Genomic DNA, 22,000 nt, shown 5'->3' on the forward strand with positions numbered 1-22,000 from the left:
ATTTCAGATGTCCTTGCCAAGAGGAGGGGGAGCAAGCGCATAGCTGGCCAGATCAATGCCCAGAGCACGCTCGACGGGCGGATAGACGGCCGGATCCACAACACTTGAGGAAAGCGGAAACTTGGTTTTCTCAACATGAAGGACAAGGATTTCCATGCCTTCCTCGATTTCCCCGACGCTCAGCGGATAGCCGTCCGGAGCAAGCGTGGTGATGATATCGGGGAACGAGGCCAGACGCTGACCGTCCGCACCATCAACCGCCATGTATTCGTTCATGACATGCAGGGTCACGGCAGAAGCGCCCTGTCCGACCGTAATAGTCCCCACGTCGAAGGCCTCAGGCGTATAGGTGACCGACTTCCGGCTGACTATGCCTTGCGCGAGAATGGCCCCGTCGAGCGTTTTCAGAATGGCGTCGACGACGGCATTTCCGCTTTTGCCCGAGGCTTCGAGGATGGCTTCTCCCAATGCGAGGGCACGGGAAATTCCGCCCCATGCGGCATGGCGTTTGACGTAAGACGCGGGAAGCGGGTTGCGGCAGGATGCGATGAAGCCGCCCGACATATCGGAGGCGGTCCGCAGAATGGGCGAAATCCGTGCAGTCGCGCCTTTTGCGACCATCTCGATATAGGAATGGCGGGAGCGGTTGCCGCCGACAACGGCCTGGATCATTGTTTCGGGCGAATTGGCCATGCCGATGGACCCCATGTCGCCGGTGGGATGAGCGCGCATGTCGCCAACCGCATCCACGACCTTCGTGCCCAGGATCGCTCCGGGAAGCCAGGCATTGAGCGTACTGGACTTGCCATTCTGTCCGATCATGAGACCGTAAATTGGTTGTCCCAATTCCTTCTGGACGAGCTTTACGGCGTTGACGTAATCGACACCCAGCATCTGCCATTCCGTCGTACTGGCAGGCGCACCGATCGCTGCCGCCGTGGCGATGATGGCATCGTCTTCAATCTCTTCCGCGGAGACGAGCTCAGGCTGTCCGGCATTGACGGCTGCCATACCCAGCATCCGCCCATGTTCAACCCAGCCACCGCCGCCACAGGCGAAGACCGATCCGCCCCGGATCGCGGCTTCGACATCTTTTTCAACCAGTATTCTGCCCATCGTGACCATTCCCGTATTGCGGCGTCTCACTCCTGCGCGGGGAGACAACTATCATTCAAAAATCCCGATCAATGTCCTGAAGAGCCTGTGTCAGGATGCGCGCGCCGTTGGCTGCGTCCTCCGGCGAGCACCATTCTTCCGGGTCATGGCTGCGTCCATCCCGGCATGGCACGAACACCATGGCGGCCGGGCAAAGCTGTGCGACAAAAGCCGCGTCGTGACCCGCGCCGGACACTATTTGACGGTGTTTCAGCCCAAGCTGACCGGCAGCCTGTTCGATCATGCGGACGAGTGTTGCATCGCAGATAACCGGTTTCGTATCCGACAGACGCGTGAATCGCTCTAACCGGACATGCGCCTCGGAGGCCAGTCTGAGGCTGGTTGTTTCAAGTTCCTTCAGAAACGCCTCGACGACGGCGCGTTCCGAAACCCGGATGTCCACCACGATCCGGGCGGAGCGGGGCACCACGTTGGACGCATTCGGTGAAACCCCGACGATCCCACATGTCGCGGTCATATGTCCCTGACCGGACCGAGCCAGTTCCGTCGCCCGGCGGCTGACGAATGTGATGACACCAGCCGCAGCGACGGCTGCATCCTGTCGGCGGTCCATTGGGGTTGTTCCCGCGTGGTCCGCCCGGCCTTCAAAGAGGATTTCAACGCGCGTGACACCGGCAATTGCCGTGACCGCCCCGATCGGCAGGCCGTCCTGTTCGAGAACGATGCCCTGTTCGATATGCACCTCCAGAAACGCCCGCAGATCTGTACGGCGCGGCGTATCGAGACGCTCCGGAAGCCCCCCCATCCGTGCCAGCGCCAGCGCCAGCGTTTCTCCCCCAGGAGCGACAAGCGCGCGCTGATCGGTTGTCAGCGCGCCTGCCATGCCCCGGCTGCCGATACAGGACAGGCCGAAATCACTTGGCTCTTCAGCAAGGAAATCAACGATTTCGAGATCGTGCCGCAGGACCAGCCCTGCATCCCGGAAGGCGCGGGCGGCTTCAAGTCCGCAGAGCACGCCCAGAATGCCATCGAAACGCCCACCGTCGGGGACTGTATCGGAATGTGATCCGCTCATGATCGTTCCAGCCCCGTCAGCGGAACCGAGACGTCGGCCGATGAGATTGCCTGCATCGTCCAGATGGCAGGTCAGCCCGGCCTCGGTGAAGCGCTGCTCCAGCCAGCGGCGACCATCGAGAAACCGGTCGGAAAAGGAGCGGCGGGTATGGGGACGTTCCGGATCAGTGATGTCCGCAAGCGTCATGAGATCGGACCAGAGGCGATCGGGCTGGACGAATTCTGCGGCGTTCATGGCTGCTCCGGCTTTACGAAGCGCCCATGCCCCGGTTTTGCCAGTATGGCGCCGTCGGCAAAAATCCGCTCTCCCCGAAGCCATGTCTCGGCAATGCGCCAGTCCAGCGTCCGCCCTTCGTAAGGGCTCCAGTCTTCAAAGGCGTGGCCACTGGCTTTCGGATCGTAAATCCAGTCTTCACGTCGGGCGACCGTAATATCCGCGTCGCGTCCTGCGGCCAGACCGCCCTTGCGAGAGGTGAGACGGAACAGCCGGGCCGGATTTTCAGCCAGCAGACGTGCGGCATGTGTCCATGATAGGTTACGCCGCCCCAGCTCCGTGAGAAACAGGGGATAGATGACTTCCAGCGAAGGGGCGCCCGACGCATTTTTCAGCATGTCAGGATCGGATTTTCGCGTCAGGCTCCATGAAACATGGTCGGTAGAAACGACGCTTACGTTCCCGGCAGCAAGATGGTGCCAGAGCCCCTCGACCTGCGCCCGCGGACGGATGGGCGGATTGATCTTGGCGCGACCGCCCAGGCGGGCGACGTCATGCTCTTCATCAAGCACCAGGTAATGGATGCAGGCCTCGGCGGTCGTCTCGAAACCCTGCTGGCGGTAGGACGCGCATAAGGCATAGCCGCGCGCTACGGAGCAGTGAACGACATGCGCCGCGCATCCCGTACCAGCCGCCGTTTCATAAATCTGTGCCATCGCCAGAGTTTCGGTCAGGGGAGGTCGTGACAGTCCGTGCGCGCGCCAGTCCGTAATGCCTGCTTCCGTTACCTGTGCCAGCCGCGCCCGGACCATTTCGTCGTCTTCATTATGAACGCCCGCAATCAGCCCGGTCTCGCGCACGGCGCCGAAACACCGAGCGAGAAGATCGGCCGGGATCCGTGGAAAGCGTTTGGGGTCCGTCCCGAACGTCGAGAACTTGAAGCCGCAGGCTCCGGCTGCCGCCATCTCGCCGATATGATGCAGACTGTCGCCGGGAGCGATCGTGCCCCAGAGCGCGAAATCGACGCGGGCCTGCTCTCCGGCTTCGGCGGCTTTCTGTTTCAGACGGTCAGCGGTGTTGACAAGAAAACCCTCGTCATAGGGCATGTCTGCAATTGTCGTGATACCGCCTGCCGCTGCGGCGCGGGTCGTCCAGATGAAGTCTTCCTGTCCTTTCTGGGAGCGCGAATGCACCTGCGCATCAATCCCGCCCGGCAGGATAAGACTTTCTCCATAGTCACGTATGTCCTGCGCCGCAGGAGGCGTGCCCTGACCCAGTCGGCTGATTTTCGTGCCGTCAATGGCTACCCAGCCGTTTTCCAGAACGGCTGAGGGGGTCACGACCGTTCCTTTCAGCAATACGTCATGCATACAGGCACTCCATCGGATCAGGCTGGGAAGAATCAAATTCCGGGGCAGGAGGGAGGGGGAACTCGGCCAGAACAGCCTCGGTCGCCCGCAGTACGTCTCCCACCGCATGGCTATCGTCGAGCCAGGGGATATCCTGCGACAGAGCCGCGATAATCGCGCCGGGCAGGCCCTCGGGCGTTGCGCCCGAGAGGCGGACGGCCTGTCGTCCCGCCATGGCTTCCAGGGCCACCAGAGGCTCCAGAAGCTTGCATTGCAGACGCAGCGCGCGTGCAATGGACGGCAGATAGCTGGCCTCGTCCTCAAAACCGTTGGCGACGGGGACCTGATAAAGCGAGGCCGGCGTAGACTCCCTCAGGATGGACGTCGCCAAATCCGCGGCGAGCTTGGTCGCAGCTCCGAAGGCGACCTGACGCCCCGGTTCGAAGGTCAGGTTGCGCGACAGACCGGACAGGTCGTTGCGACAGAGCGCCAGAATACGTCCCAGAACGCCCCGGACATAATGGCACAGGGCAAGAACGAAAGCCTGCGCGTCCAGTGCCAGTGACAGTGGCAGCGAGGCTCCGGATGTCAGCGCCCGTCCATCCAGCAGGATCGGATTGTCGTCGCAATGGCTGAAACTGTAGGCGAGGGAGGCCTCGACCCGCTCCAGCGCGGCCAGAAACGCCCCGCCGATCTGAGGCATGCAGCGGAAGCTCAGCGGGTCCTGAAGGTTCCTCCGCGGCGTCCAGCCTCCATCCCCGCTGACGCGCTCGAGGAAACGTGCGATCCGCTGTTCCGTTGGCATTCCGGTACGCCGTGCGGCTTCCCATGGAATCCTGAACGCACCGAACCCTGCACAGGACACCGTATAGATCCCGAGCCAGAGCGGAAGACGGGCACGGATTTCCGCCACGACCAGTGCTACGCCCGCCACACCGAGCGCGTTGCTCGACAGGACGGTCATCATATCCTTCGGGCCAGGGACAAATGCTCTGAGACCGCAACGCTTCAGAAGGACTGCGGCACTCAGCCGTTTTCCATCCGGCCCGAAGGCCTCGCCTTCACCCATCAGGACCGCGCCGACATGGCCCATCAGACCCACATCCGCGCAGCCGATGGACCCGTATTCCGGAACGACTGGCGTGATGCCGGTGTTGAGCAGCGCCTCCAGGGCACGAGCCAGATCCGGCCCCGCGCCGGTATGACCGCTCAGGATACCGTTCAGGCGGATGAGCATGGCTGCGCGGACGGTGCGGACCGGAAGAGCTTCACCAAAGCCAAGCTGATGCGATCGCATCAGGCGCAAGGTGTGGTGTGGCCTGTCCTCCGGCGTTACAACAGCGTCCTTGAACGCGCCGACCATACTGGTCGTCCCATAAACACCCTCGCCACGCGCCAGCGCGTCGGCGAGAGCGCGTTGGCCCGCGCGTACCTCTCGCAAAGCTGCCTCTGAAAGGCTGATCCGTCGGCCGTCGGCAATGCTCACGAGATCGGCGAGCGGCAGGGTTTTGCCCGTCAGTGTGATATCGTTCACAACCGCTCCCCCTTGAGTGATTCTGCGATAACTGTCCCATCATCCGGCGATGCAGGCGTTATGCTTTTTGCTGCATGTCCCATAGCTCCGGCTTGTTGAGGAGACGTGGTACTCTGTCGCCACAACGGAGATCCCAGAGCCAGCGCAGCCGGAACTGCGGCCAGCAGGATGTAGAGTGCGGGCGAGGGTATCCCATGCCAGTGCGACCCCATTTCTGTCAGGAACATGGGGGCGAAACCTCCAAACAGGGCAGCCGCCACGTTATAGGGCGCCGCGATTCCGGTCGCCCGCACTTCAGAAGGAAACAGGCTGGCCAGTCCTTCGGGGGCTGCCCCGGCAAACAGCCCGACCGCTCCAAACAGCCCCATCATCACCAGCGTGATGACTGGCGGATCAGTGAATGCTCCTGCCAGCAAAAGAAGAGGTGTGGGAGCAAGGAGCACCATCAGCATCCCGGCAAGAAGGACGAGGCGTGCGCCATATTGATCCGCAAGTTTTCCCGAAAGAAGCGAGGTTAGAACCAGAACGACATTCGCAGCCAGATAGGCCGCGTAGCTGACATGGGACGAAATGCCGAACGCCGTCTGCATGTAGAGCGGCAGATAGATCACCAGCGCGTATGGAGCTGCCGTCCACAGGATCGAGACCCCGGAAGAGACGCGGAGAGACGGGCGATACTTACGCAGAAGGGTTTTGAGTACCGGCGTTTCGGACTGTTGTGGCGTTTGCGCTGATCCGGCAAAATCGGGAGAGCGCCGCAGGATCAGTCCTATGGGAACGATCAGCAGCCCGACGATAAAAGGAAGGCGCCATCCCCAGGCGGTCATCTGCGTTTGATCGAGGCAGAGTGTTGCGAGGGTTGCCACCGTGGCGCCCAGTATATTGGACAGCCCCATTGTTGCCTGAAGGAATGAGGCCGTCATACTCCGGGCGCCGGATGTGGCCTGCTCAGTCAGGAACGCTGCGCCCCCCCCGATTTCACCTCCTGCCGATAACCCTTGCAGCACACGCGCCACGCAGATGATGACGATCGACAGGCGCCCTCCTGTTTCATAAGGCGGGTCGCAGACGATCATAAGCGTTCCGGCCCCCATCAGCAGGCAGGTGAACGTCAGTGCAGCGCCGCGCCCGTTCCGGTCTGCGAAGCGTCCGATCAGGATGGCGCCGAGCGGGCGGACAACGGCCCCGAGCCCAAAGACCAGAAGGCTCTGGACCAGTTGTGAAAAACTGTCGGACCTGTGGAAGATGGATGCGGCGATATAACGCGCAAACAGCGCATAGACCGCAAAATCATACCATTCCAGCAGATTGCCGATGCAGGCCGCTGCAATCAGCCGCCTGCGTGAGGACATGACCCTGTTTTCAGAAATGCGCACTGACGGTTCCGAAGAACTGACGCGGCGCGCCCATCAGGAAGTAATTATATCCGGTATCGACGAAGTTGTTTCCAAGCTCGTTGGTTGTCGAGACATAGGTCTTGTTGGCGAGGTTGTAGATATTCAGGCTCGTCGTCAGTCCCTTCAGGACGCCGATATTACCGAAATTGTAGCGGGCCCCGAAGTTGGCGAGGAAATAGCCCGGAACATGCAGGTCATTGGTATAGGTCAGCTGTCTGCTGGACAGGTAAGTTCCATCGACATGCACCTCGAAGCCGCCGAGGCGGTAGGTGATGTTCCCTTTGTACATGAACTGCGGATAGTTCGGCACGAGCTTGCCGCGCGTTGCCTGCACGCCGGAGGCTGTCGTGACATCCTGATCGTAGGTGGAATGCGCATAGGAAAAAGAGTTGTAAATGGAGAGCCCGTCGAGCGGCCGGATCGTGACACTCGCTTCCGCACCGTTCGTGGTGACACCGCCTACATTTTCAACCGCGGTGATCGGATTGATGCCGGACTGGCTGTTGATCAGCTGAAGACGGTTGGAGAAGTTGATCCGGTAGAGCGAGGCCAGCGCGCTCAGGAATGGCGTCGTATAGCGGTATCCCCCTTCATAGACCCAGTCTGTCTCCGGCCGCAGGATGTTCTTGGTGCTCTGGAACGCTGTCTGTGACGATGTCCACGGTGTTGCGGAGACATTGGTCCCGTATCCGTCTTCGGGGAAGGAGCGCATGTTGTGCGAGACATCGAAGAACAGTTCATGATGGGGCAGGAAGCGCCAGTTTGCCGAAACCTGCGGCAGGAATGCATTGGAGGCTTCAAGCCGTCCCTGCGCGATCTGCGTCCCGTTGATGGCAAGGCTCTGCGTCGGAACACTGTTTCCCGCATTGACGATCATGGACTTGAAGCCTGCATTGACCGTCAGGTTTTTCGTAATGCGGTAGGTATCCTGAAGATGGAAGACGAACGTGTTGGTCGAAAATGCTTCCTGCCAGGGCTGGGCAAAAACCTTGCTGGTCGGAAAACCCGTTGTCGGATTGCCCAGTGTTCCCTGTCCCAGAAGCGGCGCTTCCGTGAAATAGCGGCTCTCGTTGAAGTTGCCGTACTCGTACCAGACACCGGCATTGATCGTATGACGTGCGATTTTGTAGGTGAGTGCGGTCTGAAAACCGCCACGAGCGATTTCCGGCGTCTGAATGCGTTGTGACAGCGGCGCTCCGTTTGGAGACGGCATGTAGGGCGTCGTCCAGGTGCTGTAGCCGGTATCGGCATGACCATAGAGCGTGGTCTTCCAGTTCAGACGGTCCGTGAAGTTTTCGTCCAGGGTCAGGCCCCCCAGATAGTCAACCCGGTTGGCCGTACCGGCATAATAGGCCGCGTCATAGGGATCGTTGGTCTTGAGATATTCCGGCCGATAGATCCCCTGTGCCGCATGATAGGCTGCCGTATAATCCGGATAGTAATTCGCAAGGTTGGGGCCGACCGTATGCAGGTAATTCATGGTCATGTCCTGGTAGTCAAACTGCTGCGTCGAGCTCCAGTCGAAGAAGGCCTTGATTGAGGAGCCCCGCGCCAGCGGCTGGACGATCTTGGCGTTCACCTGATCCGAATAATCATAGCCGCCACCCTTCCACAGGTTCATGTTCGTTCGGGCATAGGCGACATAAAAGCGCGTGCCGGACTTGTTGAGGTCTCCGCTGTCCAGTCGCACATAGGTCCGCATTGCAGAATTGCTGCCAAAGGTCTGGCTGACGGTGCCACCGCGTTTGTGATCGGGGTCGAGGGAATGGATCTGGATTGCACCGCCCAGATTGCTGGTGGAGGCTACGTCGATCGCCCCCGCCCCCTGCGAAACATCCACGCCGCCGACATCATCGGAGATGATCGAGCGCGTAACGCTGAGTCCGTTGTAATTATTGAACTGCTGGTCTCCGAGAGGGATGTCGTCAAGCGTGAATCCGAGCTGGGACTGGCTGAAACCGCGCATGAAAATCTGGCTGGAATATTCATAGGCTCCGAACGGATCGGCGGACTGGTAGACGACGCCGGGCAACTGGCTCAGGACCTTGAGCGGAGAGGTTCCCGGCGCGCTCTGCTGCATCATGCTGTGCGTAATGCTGGTCATCTGGCGTGTAGAGCCATGACCGAAAACGGTAATGGCCTCATCGCGTCCGAGAATTCCGGGTTCCTTTTTCGCAGGAACTCTCGGAACGCTCTTCTGAGCGGCCGGAGTATGTGCCTTCCGGGCTGTACCATCCGGAACCCGGTCGGCCGCCTGCGCCCCTGCAGACAGTATTCCCGAAAAAAATACGGGAATGATTGCCACGCCACTGAGAACGGTCGAAAGCGTGAGAGCCTGTCGCGTGATCATTTCATTGTTCCTTGGTTTGCCCGATCAGGCAGGGAGAAAGGGGACATCGGGAATGGAGCGTGGCTGCTCGACGCATCCGTTTCACGAAGTCCGAACTGGTAGATGGCGGCGCAGATGACCCCTACGCCGCAGGCAACGAGCATCGAGGGGGCGAAGGATCCGAAATGGTCCACCATGATGCCGGTAATGACGGGGGCAAGCGCGCCACCAAGTGAGCCCCCCGTATTCTGGATCGCCTCAAGCGTCGCGACGCGATGCTCTGCGGCAATGACGGTTCCGAGCGTCCATGCCGCGCTCATGGCGAGACCTCCGGCAAACAGGGCGGTTGCCATGAAAGCCATCGAAATGACCAATCCGGTATGGAGTGTGGTCAGGCCCGTCATCACAGCCGCCGCGAGCATCGCGAGAACGACCGGCCGCCGGCAGGCTTCCAGCCGGCCCATACCCCTTGCCATCAGGCGGTCGGAAAGCAGCCCGCCCGTCAGGTTACCGGCAAAACCGCAGATCTGGGGAAGGGCCGAGAGCAGTCCTGCCTGTGCGGCAGTGAGATGGTAGGCGGACTGAAGCCACGCGGGCAGCCAGGTCGCATACAGCCAGGTCAGGTAGATAATTCCGGCAAAACCCGCGGTCACAACCCAGCTGGACCGCTGGCGCAGCAGATATCCCAGGTCATCGCGAAGCACGGATGACGCCTGTGCGGGAGTAGTAACAGGGCCTGTCGGATCACGGTAATAGAGTACCCAGATCAACCCGAGCAGCAGGCTGAGGATCCCGATGCTGACGGACATTCCCCGCCATCCCTGAAACGCCATGATTGCCAGAAGCACCGGTGGCGCAAGAGCCGGGCCGAGGGCCGCAGACCCGTTGAACAGTCCGATAACGGTCCCTCGCTCCGCAGGCGGAAACCAGCGCACGAGAACGCGTGTTCCAGCCAGGAACAGCGGGGATTCCCCCATTCCGAGCAGAATTCGGCATATGAACAATCCCGCCACGCCTGACACGAAGCCAAAGCCGATCTGTGCGCAGGACCACAGGCACAGACCAGCCCCAAGCAACAGCCGTCCACCAAGGCGGTCCGCCAGAAGTCCCGCGGGAATCTGGCTGACCAGATAGGCCCATGCGAAGACGGACAGCAGCCAGCCCATGCCGGTGTAGGACATGTGCATGTCTGACATGATGGCGGTATTGCCGATGGAGAGAGCGGACCGGTCAATATAGCTGATGCAGCCTGCCAGCACGAGCAGAGCGACACTCAGGCGACGGCGCCACCCCGGAACAGCCGGAATGACTGTCATGCCGCAGACTTCCGGTGACGTCTGTTTTCCAGCAGGCAGGATTTCAAACGTTCAATGCTGGCGGGATTGGAATGGGTCTTTTTCCAGATCAGGCGCGTGATCATGCGATAGCGTGAAGGCAGCGGCAGAGAGTCCACATCCTGCGGGCGAAAGGAGCCGGCAGGCATGATGGCGCAGCATGTTCCATCAATGACGAGGCGAAGCATGAGAGAGATGGACTGCGTTTCAAACACCGATGCTGGTACCAGCCCTGCGTGTTCCAGAAACTGGTCTGTCAGGCGTCGTAACCCCGTACCGAACGCGGGTATGGCCAGCGTGCCACCTTCGATCAGTGAAGAGAGCATTCCGCCGTTCAGAGTATGCCCTCGGGCGAAGACCAGATGCAGGTCCGATATTTCCAGATCCACGTGATCAAGAGTGGGGGGAACATCCAGAAGGTCGGTCAGGCCAACATCGTAAGTATCTTCCAGAAGTCCTTCGACCATCGTGGGGGCTGCCAGCGTGGAAACCGTCAGGGTGGGCTGATAACGGCGTTCACGCCACAGACGCACAAGTCTGGCCAGTGTCAGCGTCAGGGAACTGTCGCTGCTGGACGGCATCATGGAGGCCAGTCGCAATGTGCGGAATTGGCGGAAATAGCTGAAATTTTCGTCCCGCATGATGCTGCGATAGGTTTGATCGGCCCGCTGGCATCCTTCCAGCAGCAATTGTGCTTCAGGCGTAAGCTGCATTCCGAAAGGAGAACGTATCAGAAGCTTCCGATTGAGGATTGTCTCCAGTTTCTGGATTTGACGCGACAGGGTTGGCTGGGAGATCGAAAGCTTTCGGGCGGCTTTTGCGACGCTCCCGACCTCGCAGACCGTCAGGAAGTAGCCAATCATGCGAAGGGTCAGGCCCGTCTGCAGGAGCATCCGCAAGTCCGTAAGACTCAGGGATATTACTGATTTTTCCAATGCGTCCTGCGGAGGTGACACGAGTTCAACACCCCAGTAAAGCAGAGACAGGGCAGACCGATAGAGGCTCTGTCCGCAAGCCGTTGGAACGGCTTCGGGGTATCGCCGCTTTGACGTGCGAAGGAGAAGCGGAAACTCCATCGACTGTTCAAGACCCTGCACCGCATGGTTGACGGTCGAGGAGCTGACGCCCAAGGCTTCAGCCGCTTTTGCCGGTGAGCCCACGTCAATCAGAGCCACAAAATATGTGAGCGCAGGTAATTCCATCGCCAACAGCCCTCACAAGACCCGAAATATATTGAACAATATAAAATAGTTCAATATAAAAATTAACTAACAAGATTGTATGAGAACACTGTCGTCACGGGGCTGCAATAAAAAAATGCTTTTATGCATATCTTATGCAAAAAAAAGCATTCCATGTTGCGCTATTCGGCAACGGCAATCCCGACTGACGACTGCTGAGGTCGGGTAATGCAGTTCATTTCACCGGACAGGTTTGTAAAGAAGATGCCTCTGACAGGAGGCTGGTTCAGATATATAATATGATGTTGTCTAGAAGACCTATTTTGAAAATAAAACGTGTTTGTGGGACCGTATACTTGGAGAATGTATTTTAGGTTCCTGTAGAACTCATGGGATCTTTAAGCCCGACCTAGGCATGGATACATTGCTTTGCAAATCCAATCTGGGACAAATCGACACGTGAATAAGAATGCGGTTGTCTGAGTATTCGAAACCAAGATCCGCCATAGCGACATGAAGCGACTGTTGAAGTCGGCCAGTCCGCTTTATAAAAAACATCCTGAAAAGAAGGTTTCTCTTCAGGATGCCTGTAAAATAAAAATGATTATTGCGGCGCTCTGAGGGTTAATCCGTGACGCCGGTGTCTGGTCCGAATGTTTCGTACCGAAGATGGTCGACGGGAATACCCGTTTTAGAAAGACCCTGGATCGTATCACGCATAAAGCCCACCGGGCCGCAGAGAAAGATCGTGGCGCTGTGCGGAATACGCGCTGCAATCCACTCCGCATCCGGGCGACCATCAATTGATGTCAAGCGTGTATCAAGGGTGATGCGACTGCCAGAATTACGAACGATTTCAGCCAGTCGGGTGGCAAAAGGCGCCGTCTCGCGGGAGTGGGCGATCTGTACGATGCTGACGGCAGGGTCTTGGGGACGGGCAGCCAGATCCTCGATCATGCCGATCATGGACGTTGCTCCAATACCTGCGAAAACGAATGCCACCGGGGTATCGAAATGTTCAGGCAAAATGAAGTTGCCTGCAGGTGGAGAGAGCCGGACTTCATGCCCTTCGCAACTCTGGCTGTTCAGCCATGACGATACGGTACCATCCTGAACATGGCGCACGCTGATGGTGTAAGAATCATGGTTCGGGCGGGACGTGATGCTATAGTTTCGGCGCGTCCGGCCATGATCCGGAATATCCAGATCCACACCGACATACTGTCCGGGTACAGCCTTGATAACAGGCTTGCCGTCCGTCGGCCTGAGTTCCAACGTAGTGACATTTTCACAGAGCGGGGTGGCCTGAACGATCCTGAAAGTCCTCCATCCTGTCCAGCCCCCTTCAGCATGAGTACTGACATCGTAAAGCTGGTGTTCGCGGCCCATCAGGATATCTGCCAGAGCCCAGTAGGCGCGGCCCCAGGCATCGAGAATGGCGGGCGTTGCGGCGGCACCGAGGACATGCTGGATTGCCCCCAGCAGAGCGGTTGCAACATGCGGATAGTGTTCCGGCAGAATTTCCAGACTGACATGCTTCTGTGCAATCCGTTCTACGGCGCTCCCCATGACACCAAGATTGTCGATGTTCTTCGCATAAGCGAGAACCGCCATCGCAAGGGCGCGGGGCTGCGTGCCTTTGGACTGGTGGGTGGGATCAAACAATTCCGAAATGGCCGGATCCGCCAGAAGGCGATGATACATTTCCGTAGTGATGGCCAGTCCGTGCGCTTCAAGTGCAGGCACGGTAGCCTTGATGATGGCGATAACGTCTGGAGTAAGGCTGCGATCTGAAGTGGACATGATGGGTCCCCTTAAAGGTGTATATAATTTACACCTTTAAGGTCGTGACTTCTGTGTGTCAATCTGTCAAATGACTCGTATGCGCCTGACCCTTCATACCGATTACGCATTGCGGACCCTGCTGTATCTGGGCGCGCGCCCTGAAGTGCGGGTTTCGATCCGTGAGATCGCGCATGCTTACGGAATCTCCGAAAATCATCTTGTTAAAGTGGTGCATCGTCTGGGGCAGGGGGAATTCATCAAGACAATCCGTGGTCGAGGCGGCGGTCTGATGCTGGCGCGCCCTGCCGAAGAGATCAGGATCGGGACTGTGGTGCGGTTTACGGAAGAGGACATGATGTTGGTGGACTGCGATGGTCTGTCCTCAGGAGGCCGGCCCTGCATCCTGTCACCAGCCTGCAGGCTGCGAGGGGTTCTCGGTGAAGCGCTGGACGCTTTTATGGGTGTGCTCGACCGCTATACGCTGGCGGATATCCTTCAACCCACCGATCTCGCCAGGCTCTTTCCAGAACTCGCCAAGCCGTCTTCATAAAATACTTTCTGCTCTGGTTTTACGGGGCGCGTTGCATGGAAATTGGAGCGCGAACCAGCAGGAGTGAGAGCAATCCGGCTCCTGTCAGGGCCGCCGAACACATATACCACGCCATATCGAAACGCCCGGTGTAGGACACGATATAACCCGTTACGATCGGTGCAAAAAGACCAAGAGAGTTGCTACAGGTCAGGGTAACGCCCGTCACCGTGCCGATTTTGTCTCCGTCTTCGACCAGGTCTGTAAGCAGAGCCGTATTCGCACCGTTCGCTGCAATCAGGCAGGCCAGCGAACCTCCAAGGATCAGGAGAATGGGTGTCATGGTATGGAACCGGGGGAGAAAGCCGATCGTGGCGGCTCCTCCAAGGCAGGCTGCAACGATGAACCTGCGGCGTGGCGGATGGATGCCGTTCCGGAAAGTGAAATGTTCAAGAATACGGCCGATGACGATCGCACCAACAGCTGCGGCGAGATAGCAGAGTGCTGTCCGATTACCTGTTCCGGTAATATCAATATGAAGTTCGTGAATGAGGTAAAGGGGCATCCAGGACATGACCAGAAAATTCAGGTAGTTCTGGGTACACTGGACAACGAGAATACCCAGAAAAGACCGTGATCTGAAAAGGTTCCGGATTGACCCAAGGGAAAAGGGCGCGCGGGTAGGGAGAGACGTCCTGTCGGCTGGGGCGCGATAGACCAGCCACCAGATTGCGGCCCAGACCAGCCCGATCACCCCGAGTGCCATGAATTCGAAGCGCCAACCGAAGAACGAGATCAGGTAAGCCCCGGCGATCGTACCCCCAGCCAGTCCAAGCTGCATGCCGGTCAACAGGATCGTCATGACGGAGCCGCGTTCTTTTGGGAGCGCCCAGTTACGGACAACCGTAGCGCCGACACCAAAGGTCGGTGCCTCTCCGACGCCGAGCAGAACACGCGTCATCAGGAACTGGGTGATGTTGTGAGCCATTCCCCCCAGCAACATTGCAAAAGACCATATCGATACTGCGAGACTGCCGATCAGTCGCGCCCCTTTGCGGTCGAGGAGCATGGTTGAAGGAAGATTCAGCAGGAAATACGACCAGAGAAAGCTGGAGGAGACCCAGCCCATCTGTACGGGAGAAAGTGTGAATTCTTTCCCGAGCGTGGGCAGGGCGATGGAAAGCGCTGCACGGTCACCGTAGCTGATGACGTACATCAGAAAGACCAGAATGAAAAATATGTATCGAGACGGAATGTTCCGTTTCCGGGATATGAACGTTGTGGCTTGATCGGGTGTCACGCTGTCATTCTCCGGGAATTTTTGCTGTTGGGTACGATGATAGGTATGGAAAGACGAGGAAAGCTCAGGAGCCCTCGGCGGCTTCAACTGTTGCGACGACTGCCGCTCTGGCTTTCGATGCCCGGTCATGGCGCAGCATCCAGACGCCTGATCCGATGATCAGAACTGCGCCGGCAGCCATGGCGGAGCTGGGAATTTCGCCAAAGCCGAGCCAGCCGATCAGTGCCGCCCAGAGCAGACCCGTATAGGCGAATGGACCAATGGCAGAGACCTGCGTCGAAGCAAAAGCCTCGGTCTGAAGAACCTGGGCAATTCCGGCAAAAGCGCCCACAACCACCAGACACAAACCGTCCTGCCACCCTGGTGTGATCCAGATGAAAGGGAGGGGCGCAGCCGTCATGACTGTCATGAGAATGGCCTGCCATAACGAAATCGTCGTACTGGCCTCGGTGGCCGAAAGCTGGCGGATCTGCATGGTCGTCAGCGCACCGACCGCTCCCTGTGCCAGCGCCAGCAGATAGATGATGGTGGACACCGATGTAGCGTCTGTATTGAGAAGCCCTTTTCCAAGAGCGACAACCACGACACCTGAAAACCCGATCAGAACCGCAATCCAGCGCTGAAGGGAAGGCCGCTCCTGCAGCAGCGGGATTGAAAGCAGCACAAGAAACAGGGGCTGGGTGTAGGAAAGGACCTGCTGTTCTGCCAGCGGCAGTCGTGTCACGGTGATGACGACCATGATCATGCTGATCAGCCCGACGACAGATCTGATCAGGTGACCACCAAAGTGATGCGTTCTGAGGACAATACCTGTTCTGGAGGCGATCAGAAGTACAAAAGGCAGAGAAAAGAGGTTGCGAAAAAAGATGATCTCAAGAGCTGGAAGCCGCGTTCCGGTGAGCTTTTGAAGGGCATTGAGCGCCGCAACAAAAAACGTGGCCGATGCCAGAAGCAGGGCGCCGCGTTTCAGATCATGCTTCATTTTAACTTATACCTCGATGCACGATACTGACGCAGTAGTGTCTGAAGGACTGGTCAGGGGCATTATGATTGTTAGTCGTGAAGCCGGAACGCCGGTGTCAGGACTGCCCCGACAGCTTCAATTTCTGAGCGGATGGCTTTTGCCAGTTCCAGTGATCCCGGCGTATCGCTATGCACCAGAATGGACTGTGCCTTGACCTGAAGCCGCGATCCCACAGAGGTCGTGACAGACCCGTCTTCAAGAAACTGCCTGACACGCGCTCTGATGGCAGCCAGATCGTGGATGACGGCGCCCGGCTGGTCGCGCGGAACAAGCGTTCCAAGGCTTGTATAGGCCCGGTCTGCAAGAAACAGGGTCTGAACACGAAGCCCTGCCGTCTCGGCTGCACGCTCCGTCAGCTGTCCGGGCATACAGAAGACCGTCAGTTCACGATCCAGCGCGGCGATGGCGCGGGCAAGCCTCAATGCCAGACCGGCATCGGCATTGGCCATGTTTCCGAAGGCGGCGTGATAGCTGACATGCGTGACGCGATGTCCGTGTAAGGCTGCCACGGCCTGCAGCGCACCGATCTGGTAAACCATCATGGCTTCCATATCCGCATCCGAAATGGACATGGAACGGCGCCCAAAACCTATCAGATCCGGCAATCCCGGATGTGCACCAATTCCGACACCTTTTGTTTTCGCGCGCTGAACGGTGCGGTTCATGATGGCGTAGTCGCCGGCATGAAAGCCACAGGCGATATTGGCTGACGAGATAACGTCCATCAGCCCGTCATCGTCAGCGATACGCCAGCGGCCAAAGCCTTCGCCCATGTCGGAGTTTAGGTCGATCTTCATGCTGTGCCTCGGGAGTTTGTGCCATTTCGTGACTGACAGGAGGCGCGGTAATGGGCGACCATCAGGCGGAGATCATCAAGGTAACTGTCGATTGGCTGCTGGGCCGCGATGCCTGTCTTATGGCTGCATTCGACAAAGCGGATAGATGTTCCAATCCGCGCCTGGGCCAGACGCCACAGATCGGCCTCGATCACGGTTGCGATGCGAGGGTAACCCCCAGCGGTATTCGCATCGGCGAGCTGGACGATAGGCTCACCCGCCGGAGGCACCTGTACGATGCCCGGAATAATGCCGTATGATCGCAGCTCGATCCGTTCGAGCAGGGTAAGTGGGGTGCCGCTCAGGCGATATCCCACGCGATTGCTCTGGGGCGTGATGCGCCAGCCCTGATCCCAGAAACGCTCCCGGGACTCAGGTGTAAAACGCGTATAATCCGTTCCAGGCACCGCGCGCAGCAGAACGATTTTCCCGTCGTCAGACTGATTTTCAAGAACGCGCGCTGGTGGAACCGCGCCATAACCTGAGAGCGAAGCGGACGCGGGTTTCGTGGCAAGCTCATCACCGGCCTCGAGAAAGCGTCCATCCATTCCGCCGAAACCGCCTCGAAGCTGGGTGCTGCGTGAACCCAGCACCACAGGAACGTCGATGCCGCCTTCCACACAGATATATGCCCGGGCACCCGTTCTGGGGATGCCCACCCGCAGCACCTGTCCGGGAGCCGCGGTTTCCACGGACCAAGCAAGAACAGGCCTGTCGTCCAGTGTCAGAGGCGCGTCAATCCCTGTGACGGCGAAGCTGCTTGGGGTGTCGAACCGGATTACGAAAGGATAGGTCTGAAGCTCGATGCAGGCTGCCTCTAGCGCGTTTCCCAGAAGAATATTGCCAATTTTCAGGGCAAGCGGGTCCATGACGCCCGAGCTTCCAACCCCGAGATTACGATAGCCCGGACGTCCCTGATCCTGAATGGTGTTGAGCGGTGCGGTTTCGAGGATCGTGATCACAGCTCAATGCTCTCCGGGCAAAAACGGATGCGATCGCCTATGGCGAACAGGGAAGGAGAGCTGCGATACGGGTCAAAAAGACAGATTTCGCTATAACCGATCGAATTCCAGCCATTGGGGCCAGTCAGTGCGGAAATCCCTGCCTGCATCCCTCCGATCGTTACGGTTCCTGCGGGCATGTTGAGAGAGGGAATGGATTTTCGCGGCGTTGCGATACGCGGATTCAGGCCATGAAGGTAGCCGAACCCGGGCGCGCTTCCGACCGCGCAGACGGTATATTCGCCTTCATGATGCAGCCGGATAACCTCTTCGGGAGACAGTCCGGTATGAGCGGAGACCGCGGCCAGATCCTCCCCCAGTGCGCCACCATAGCGAACATTCACTTCAAAGAGACGTCCGGCGATCTGGCGGGGTGGAAGGCTCTCCCAGGCGTTGCGGAGCCAGTCAGCAATCTGTTCCGGATATTCCGGAGCGTGGGTGAAGATCAGAAGCAGGTTGGTGACGCCGGGAACGAGTTCCTGAATGTCAGGATGGTTTTCGGCGTGCTCAATGAGCGCCCAGATCCGCTGCTGTTGCTCCATGGTAAAGGCGCCGGGTGCTTCGAACAGTATGGCGCGCGTGCCCATCATGCTGATGACTGGCGCGCTGCTGGCGTGATGCCGGTCAGATGTGAGAAGCGTGTCTGCGGTCAAAACATGCAGTTCCCGGGCTGTGACGGATCCGTCTCATTGTCTCAAAGGCCGTTTTTGAGGCGGCATCGAAACGATATGACTGGTACGGGAATGATGACCAGAGGAATTCGGCGTTTGAGGTCATCGGATAATCTTATGGTTGAGTGATGGAGTACGAGTTCCATCGGATAATGTTATGGGGCAAGAACGAACGGCTCTTGGTGTTTGTACACTAACTCCATTAGCGTCAGGCCGACATTCCGGTCTGATGCTCCGTCTTGCGGATGAAGCTGATGGCAGTCTTTTTTCATTTTCCAGCAATGGGTTTTCTTCGCATGAGCAATACTCCTTACCGCACAGCCCTCGTCACAGGTGCTTCTTCAGGCATCGGCGCTGCCATTGTCCGGCGGCTGAGCGAGAGCGGCATTGAAGTTCATGCTCTGGCGCGTGATGCGCAGCGCCTCGAAACGCTGGCAAGTGAAACAGGATGCATCCCCCATGCCGTCAGCGTATCGGATCAGGCGGGGCTCGAGGCTCTCATCGCCAGTCTGGAAATCGATGTTCTGGTCAACAATGCGGGTCAGTCCCGGACTGGGAACATCACAAGCACGACCCCTGAGGACATCGACGCGCTTGTGGACGTGAATCTGCGTGCCGTCCTGCAACTGACGCGTCTGGTGGTGCCGGGAATGATTGAGCGCAACCGCGGGCATATCGTGAATATCAGTTCGATTGCCGGTCACTACGCCTTTGCAGGCGGCAACACGGTCTATCATACCACGAAGGCCGGCGTGCATTCGCTTTCCCAGCAGTTGCGGTGCGATCTGTTCGGCCGTCAGATCCGGGTGACGGAAGTCTCTCCCGCACGGGTGGAGACCGAGGTTTTCGGCCGTCTGATCGGGGATATGGCCGAAGCGAAGAAGCGCTTCTTCGACGAGTATGATTCTCTGCTGCCAGAAGACATTGCCAACTCCGTGGCCTTTGCGGTTCTGGCGCCGCAGCGCATGAATGTCAGCTTCATGGAAGTGCTGCCGACGATGCAGGTCGTGGGTGGTCTGAACTTTGCAAAGAAAACTTCTGCTCCGGGCTGATATCAGTGGATCTCTCACAGATCAGACGTCTGATCGATCTCATGGCTCAGGCTCCGATTGCGGAGCTTGAGATTGAGGAAAATGGCCGCAGGATCCGCCTTGCGAGAGCGCAGAACGGCCAAGGGGCTGGTGTTGTTGCTGCAAAGCCAGCAGAAACAACACCAGCCGTCCCTAAGCCCTCCGTGATGACATCCGCCTCAGATGCGCAGGAGACCATTACCGCGCCGTCGTATGGCGTCTTTCACCTTGCGCCTTCACCGGATGCGCCGCCTTACGTTGCTGTCGGACAGAAAGTGGAAGCAGGGCAGCAGGTCGGATTGCTGGAGGCCATGAAGGTTTTCAATCCAGTCCGTGCGGGTGTTGCAGGAACGATTGAAGCAGTTCTGGTGGCGGGTGGCACTGAAGTCGATATGGGAACGCCTCTGTTCCGTCTGGTATGAATGAAATGCAGCGTTTCAAAAGAGTTCTGATTGCCAATCGCGGGGAAATTGCCTTGCGGATCCAGCGCGCCTGCCGTCAGCTGGGACTGGAGACGGTGGCCGTATATTCGGAAGCCGATGCAGAGAGCCGACATGTCCGTGAAGCGGATGTGTCTCTGTGCATCGGCCCTGCGGCCGCATCGAAAAGCTACCTCGACAGGGACGGGCTGCTTCTGGCGGCGAAAGTGACGGGAGCAGGAGCCATCCATCCGGGATATGGGTTCCTTTCGGAAAATGCGGATTTTGCAGATGCGGTTGAAGCGGCGGGTCTGACATTCATCGGCCCGACCGGAGACTCCATCCGCATGATGGGAGACAAGATTACCGCCAAGCGGGCCATGCGGGAGGCAGGAGTGCCCTGCGTGCCGGGTTCGGACGGACCACTTTCGGCTTCTGCGGAAGAAGTTCGGGCTATTGCACTCGAAGTCGGTTTCCCCGTGATCGTCAAGGCCTCCGGCGGCGGTGGGGGTCGTGGCATGCGGGTCGTGCATGGTGGGGACGAGCTGGAGAACGCCGTAGCACTGACGGCCAAGGAGGCCCAGCAGGCCTTCGGCAACCCAACGCTGTATCTTGAAAAATACATGCAGAAGCCGCGCCATGTCGAAATCCAGGTCCTGTGTGATACGCATGGAACGGCTCTCTGGCTTGGCGCACGGGACTGCTCTTTGCAGCGGCGTCATCAGAAAGTTCTGGAAGAAGCCCCCGCACCTGGAATCCCGCCCGAAACCATCGCCGGGATCGGAGAACGCTGTGTTCAGGCCTGCCGACAGATTGGCTATCGCGGGGCAGGGACCTTCGAGTTCCTGTATGAAGACGGGATCTTCGCGTTCATCGAGATGAACACACGCGTGCAGGTCGAGCATCCCATTACGGAAGAAACGACCGGCATTGATATCGTGGCCCAGCAGATTCGGATTGCACAGGGTGAAACACTGGGCCTGCGCCAGAACGATATCCTGATGCAGGGTCATGCGATTGAATGTCGTCTGAATGCGGAAGATGCGGCAACGTTCATGCCGTCTCCGGGAACGGTGACACGGTGGGACCTGCCTGGCGGTCCAGGCATTCGCGTGGATACGCATGTGGTCAGTAACTATACCGTCCAGCCTTACTATGACTCTCTGATCGGCAAAATCATCAGCTACGGCGCAACACGCGAACAGGCGATTGCCCGGATGCGCGTGGCGCTGGCTGAAATGCGGGTTGAGGGAATTTCTACCAATATTGCCCTTCATCAAGCACTTCTGGCCGATCCGCAGTTTCAGGAAGGAGGCGTCGATATTCACCATCTCGAACGCTGGCTTGCAGAGAGGTCGCCATCATGAACGCCGTAGAAAATCAGGTTCCGGAGTTTGAAGGCATTCCGTCTGCAGAGGATCTTGCACGGATTGCGGATCTGCTGATCGAGGCCGGGCTGGAGACAATCGAGCTTTCCGATGGCAAGGGTGCACGCTGTTTTATGCGTGTAACGTCCTCTGTCGCGAAATCGGATGTGCAGATTGCAGAAAATGTTCCGCCTGTCCAGGATCTCTCGAGCCGTATTGCAGTCAGTGCGCCATATTTTGGCACTCTGGTCCTGACGGAACTGGCGAAAGTCGGAACATCGGTGCAGCCGGGAGATGTGGTGGCACAGATGCGGATCGGAGCCTTGCAGATCCCGGTTCTGGTTCTGGTGACGGGGACGATCGTTGACGTCGCCGGGGAGGATGGTGCGCTGACGGGGTATGGAGCTCCGGTTGTGCAGGTTGAACCAACAAGCCGATAGCCACGATACCTTAAAGGGACGGGGAGGCTT

At 58.5% G+C, this 22,000-nt stretch carries 19 protein-coding genes; 5 read left to right on the forward strand and 14 right to left on the reverse strand.

Annotation, left to right across the window (positions count from 1 at the left end; genetic code table 11):
• Positions 1-3 precede the first annotated feature (3 nt).
• The 9 genes from A0U94_RS05560 to A0U94_RS05600 form a co-directional block, all read right to left on the reverse strand.
• Positions 4-1,116: a DUF917 domain-containing protein gene (locus tag A0U94_RS05560; protein ID WP_077803867.1), complete on the reverse strand. Its 1,113-nt coding sequence runs from the start codon at positions 1,114-1,116 to the stop codon at positions 4-6.
• Positions 1,117-1,171: 55 nt separating this feature from the next.
• Positions 1,172-2,425, reverse strand: a complete 1,254-nt coding sequence (locus tag A0U94_RS05565; protein WP_077802725.1) for a Zn-dependent hydrolase — start codon at positions 2,423-2,425, stop codon at positions 1,172-1,174.
• On the reverse strand, positions 2,422-3,744 hold the full coding sequence (locus A0U94_RS05570; RefSeq protein ID WP_208611678.1) for a dihydroorotase: 1,323 nt from the start codon (positions 3,742-3,744) through the stop codon (positions 2,422-2,424). Before A0U94_RS05570 ends, A0U94_RS05565 begins: the two co-directional genes overlap by 4 nt.
• Before the next feature lie 22 nt (positions 3,745-3,766).
• Positions 3,767-5,287 (reverse strand): aromatic amino acid lyase, encoded by a 1,521-nt coding sequence (locus tag A0U94_RS05575; protein ID WP_167369358.1) that lies wholly within the window; start codon positions 5,285-5,287, stop codon positions 3,767-3,769.
• Positions 5,284-6,639, reverse strand: coding sequence for an MFS transporter (locus A0U94_RS05580; protein ID WP_077802728.1), 1,356 nt, complete (start codon positions 6,637-6,639; stop codon positions 5,284-5,286). The genes A0U94_RS05575 and A0U94_RS05580 overlap by 4 nt, the downstream gene beginning before the upstream one ends.
• Before the next feature lie 10 nt (positions 6,640-6,649).
• Positions 6,650-9,034 carry a TonB-dependent receptor gene (locus tag A0U94_RS05585; protein ID WP_077802729.1) on the reverse strand — a complete coding sequence of 795 codons (2,385 nt, stop codon included), beginning with the start codon at positions 9,032-9,034 and terminating at the stop codon, positions 6,650-6,652.
• Complete coding sequence (locus tag A0U94_RS05590) at positions 9,031-10,329, reverse strand: MFS transporter (RefSeq protein WP_077802730.1); 1,299 nt, start codon at positions 10,327-10,329, stop codon at positions 9,031-9,033. Before A0U94_RS05590 ends, A0U94_RS05585 begins: the two co-directional genes overlap by 4 nt.
• The gene (locus A0U94_RS05595; RefSeq protein WP_077802731.1) at positions 10,326-11,549 is read right to left on the reverse strand and encodes a LysR family transcriptional regulator; all 1,224 of its coding nucleotides are present in this window, start codon (positions 11,547-11,549) and stop codon (positions 10,326-10,328) included. The genes A0U94_RS05590 and A0U94_RS05595 overlap by 4 nt, the downstream gene beginning before the upstream one ends.
• Positions 11,550-12,152: 603 nt before the next feature.
• Positions 12,153-13,331, reverse strand: a complete 1,179-nt coding sequence (locus tag A0U94_RS05600; RefSeq protein ID WP_077802732.1) for a globin domain-containing protein — start codon at positions 13,329-13,331, stop codon at positions 12,153-12,155.
• 79 nt (positions 13,332-13,410) lie between these two features.
• On the opposite strand from A0U94_RS05600, the gene A0U94_RS05605 reads away from it, so the two are divergent.
• Positions 13,411-13,863 (forward strand): RrF2 family transcriptional regulator, encoded by a 453-nt coding sequence (locus A0U94_RS05605; RefSeq protein ID WP_062029055.1) that lies wholly within the window; start codon positions 13,411-13,413, stop codon positions 13,861-13,863.
• A 19-nt stretch (positions 13,864-13,882) separates the two neighbouring features.
• On the opposite strand, the gene A0U94_RS05610 is transcribed toward A0U94_RS05605, so the two are convergent.
• The 5 genes from A0U94_RS05610 to pxpB form a co-directional block, all read right to left on the reverse strand.
• A complete protein-coding gene (locus A0U94_RS05610) occupies positions 13,883-15,058 on the reverse strand; it encodes an MFS transporter (RefSeq protein WP_149026689.1) in 1,176 nt (391 codons plus the stop codon).
• Positions 15,059-15,206: 148 nt separating this feature from the next.
• Positions 15,207-16,124, reverse strand: a complete 918-nt coding sequence (locus tag A0U94_RS05615) for a DMT family transporter (RefSeq protein WP_077802734.1) — start codon at positions 16,122-16,124, stop codon at positions 15,207-15,209.
• A 71-nt stretch (positions 16,125-16,195) separates the two neighbouring features.
• A complete protein-coding gene (locus tag A0U94_RS05620; protein WP_062107241.1) occupies positions 16,196-16,963 on the reverse strand; it encodes a LamB/YcsF family protein in 768 nt (255 codons plus the stop codon).
• Positions 16,960-17,964 carry a 5-oxoprolinase subunit C family protein gene (locus A0U94_RS05625; RefSeq protein ID WP_077802735.1) on the reverse strand — a complete coding sequence of 335 codons (1,005 nt, stop codon included), beginning with the start codon at positions 17,962-17,964 and terminating at the stop codon, positions 16,960-16,962. Before A0U94_RS05625 ends, A0U94_RS05620 begins: the two co-directional genes overlap by 4 nt.
• A complete protein-coding gene (gene pxpB / locus A0U94_RS05630) occupies positions 17,961-18,593 on the reverse strand; it encodes a 5-oxoprolinase subunit PxpB (protein ID WP_077803868.1) in 633 nt (210 codons plus the stop codon). The genes A0U94_RS05625 and pxpB overlap by 4 nt, the downstream gene beginning before the upstream one ends.
• A 377-nt stretch (positions 18,594-18,970) precedes the next feature.
• Here pxpB and A0U94_RS05635 point away from each other — a divergent pair, with 377 nt between their 5' ends.
• From A0U94_RS05635 to A0U94_RS05650, 4 genes are read left to right on the forward strand one after another with little or no spacing between them, the layout of a single operon-like run.
• The gene (locus A0U94_RS05635; RefSeq protein ID WP_062107297.1) at positions 18,971-19,726 is read left to right on the forward strand and encodes an SDR family oxidoreductase; all 756 of its coding nucleotides are present in this window, start codon (positions 18,971-18,973) and stop codon (positions 19,724-19,726) included.
• A gap of 5 nt (positions 19,727-19,731) precedes the next feature.
• Entirely contained in the window at positions 19,732-20,166 is a 435-nt protein-coding gene (locus A0U94_RS05640) for an acetyl-CoA carboxylase biotin carboxyl carrier protein (protein WP_077802736.1), read from the forward strand.
• Positions 20,163-21,530 (forward strand): acetyl-CoA carboxylase biotin carboxylase subunit, encoded by a 1,368-nt coding sequence (accC, locus tag A0U94_RS05645; RefSeq protein ID WP_077802737.1) that lies wholly within the window; start codon positions 20,163-20,165, stop codon positions 21,528-21,530. Before A0U94_RS05640 ends, accC begins: the two co-directional genes overlap by 4 nt.
• Complete coding sequence (locus tag A0U94_RS05650) at positions 21,527-21,970, forward strand: biotin/lipoyl attachment domain-containing protein (protein WP_077802738.1); 444 nt, start codon at positions 21,527-21,529, stop codon at positions 21,968-21,970. The genes accC and A0U94_RS05650 overlap by 4 nt, the downstream gene beginning before the upstream one ends.
• The last annotated feature ends 30 nt before the right edge of the window (positions 21,971-22,000 follow it).

The sequence above is a fragment of the Gluconobacter albidus genome (assembly GCF_002005485.1).
GTDB classification, from domain to species: Bacteria; Pseudomonadota; Alphaproteobacteria; order Acetobacterales; family Acetobacteraceae; genus Gluconobacter; species Gluconobacter albidus.